Here is a 2425-nt window from a genome sequence, read left to right as displayed (position 1 = left end):
GCTCGGCGTCGAGCCCGGGCATGGGGTAGGGATTCGACCGGTTCTGCCGGAAGGAGGCATGTGCTGGATGACCTGCTCGATGAACCCCTCGGACCGCAGGCAGGCCAGCGCGTCGTACGCCGCGTGGTAGCGGCTGGAGGGCGTGAGGGTCCGGTAGCCGTCGTGCCAGGCCGTTTCGTAGCTCTCGTCGAAGAGATGGAACTCCACCTCGGTGGCCGCCTGCAGGGTGACGCCGAGAGCGTCGAGCCGTACAAGCTGGTCCTTGAGGATCTGCCGCGGCGCGAACGGGATCGGGACACCGTTCTCGTCGACCGGGTCGCAGATGACCACGGGCAGGCCGGGCATCCACGGGACCCGGCGGATGGTCGTGAGGTCCGGGACCAGGAACACGTCCGGGACGCCGGCGCCCATGCCACCGATGTGGTCGAGCCCCGGACGTACGTCCTGCTCGATGTCGACGCCCCACAGCATCAGCGGGATCTTGTAGGCGTCGGTGCGGCCCAGGTTCTCGACGAACCCGGCAGCGGCGACTCGCTCCGAAAGGCAGCGACCGGCGTTGTCCGGCGTCACCAGCAGCATGCCGTCGACGAGACCGGCGTCGATCTGCTTGATGAGCTCGTTCACCGAGAGGAGCCCGCTTCGAATCGTCTCCGTCTTCATTCGGCACTCCTCGTGCGTGCAAGCGAAGGGTTAAGGTCTATTTTCTGAACCATATTTGTCCTGGCTTTCTGTGTCAACGATCACGACGACGCGTGACGAAGGCGCGGATGACGTTCTCGGTCATGCGGGACACGCCGTTCTCGGTGTCCGCCTGCAGCAGCGAGCCGGTCCAAGCGATCGAGCCGGTGGAGAAGACCTCGCCGCCGCCGGGCGTCGCGAAGTAGACGATGTCGGCGTGCACCTCGGGGTCCTGCTCGCCTCCGCCGTGCTTGGGCAGGTTCATCGGGATCTCCTCGATGGCGCGCTGGTAGAAGTTCGAGTGACCGCGGGAAGTGGCGAGCACCACGGCGTGCCGCGGCGTGCCGAGGGCCGCGTCGGCCCGGTCGATCTCGTCGCCGGCGGCGCCGTCCATCACCAGCCCGTACGCCCCGATCGGCTCCTCGTCGACGCCCTCGAAGATCCAGGCGTGCTCGGGGTCCGCAGCCGCCTCGGTCCGGAAGTACGGCTCGGAGTGACCCCACCCCTGGGCGGCGAAGCCGACCCCGGCCAGGGCCTGTGGCGCCCGGCCGCGGTGGCGCCAGAGCCCGCCGGGCAGGCCGGTCGACATCAGCGTCACCTCACCCGGGAGCGACTCCCAGCAGCGGACGCCGGCCTGGCCGCGCCGGATCTCGATGACGAGGGGGTCGTCACTCAGGACGCCGGTGACCCAGTACCAGCCGTTACCGCCGAGGTAGAGCAGCCCGCCACCGCCGTCGCGGTACGCCGTCAGCGCGTCGAGCATCTCCTCGGAGGTGTACTCCGGGTGCGATCCCGACACCACGGCCGCATACGGGCGCAGATAGTCGGCGCCCCGCTGGTGCACCTCGTGGTCGGTGAGCACATCGGCCTCGATGCCGCGCCGCGCGAGCCACTCGATCAGGTACATGTCCGAGGAGAAGGCGCGGCCCGCTCCTCCGACGACCCACATGCGGTAGCCGCGGCGCATGTTCACGATCTGGCGGCGCGCGGCCGAGAGCATGACCCCGCTTCCGTCGGGGTGGTGGTCGTACATCGACAGCCCGAAGGAGTGGTCCCCCACGTGCGCCAGGCTCTCCGGGGCGACCACCACCTCCTGGTCGGTCATCGCCGAGGTGTCCAGCCCGTTGAAGAGGGCCTCGTTGGCGTAGGCCAGGTAGGTGAACGTGGGCAGAACGACCGCGACCCTGCGGCGCTCGTCGGAGGATCTCGGCACCACGGAGATCGGCACCACGTCGGACCCGTCGGCGTTCTCGACGACGATGCCGTAGACGCCGCTCTCGAGCTCCTCGGGGAGTGGTGCGGTGAGGAGGGCCGGCCAGCCCGCGTCGACCAGGTCGGTGGCATGAAAGTGCGCCGCGGCGTACTGGTCCGTGGCGAGGGTGAAGTCCAGGCACCGGCCGGTGAAGGTCCGCCCGGTCACGGCCCGCGCCGGTCCGTTGACCAGCGTGCCGTCCGGCTGGCCGGGCACCACGGCCCTGGCGACCGTGGGATCGTCGCCGTAGGAGAAGGCCAGGTCCCAGGCGGCCACCGGCTCCAGGGCGCGGACGTCCGCCTCGGCCCGCGCCAGCGCCTCGAGCTGCGCGTCGTCGGGGTGCGAGCCGAGGACGAACGGCAGCTCGACCTTGCCGGTGAAGTGCTCGTCCGCCTGCCCGCGGGTGGCGCCCTCGACGGTCTCGACGGCGCGGCCGCGGTGCGCCGCGACGGTCACCGGACCTGTGAGGTCGACCGGACCGACGGGCGTCGACGC

The 2425-nt window shown here is 70.4% G+C and carries 1 protein-coding gene and 1 pseudogene; both read right to left on the bottom strand.

The window, feature by feature from the left end:
• A pseudogene (locus ABZ260_RS50035) lies at positions 1-660 on the bottom strand (hypothetical protein); the annotation flags it as partial.
• A gap of 73 nt (positions 661-733) precedes the next feature.
• Positions 734-2425, bottom strand: a 1692-nt coding sequence (locus ABZ260_RS50030) for a N,N-dimethylformamidase beta subunit family domain-containing protein (RefSeq protein ID WP_355632732.1), incomplete at its 5' end; no start/stop codon positions are given.

The sequence above is a fragment of the Streptosporangium sp. NPDC006013 genome, from assembly GCF_040614275.1.
Lineage (GTDB): Bacteria > Actinomycetota > Actinomycetes > Streptosporangiales > Streptosporangiaceae > Streptosporangium.
The sequence above is the reverse complement of the archived record's forward strand: the minus strand, read 5'-3'. Positions and strand labels throughout refer to the sequence as shown.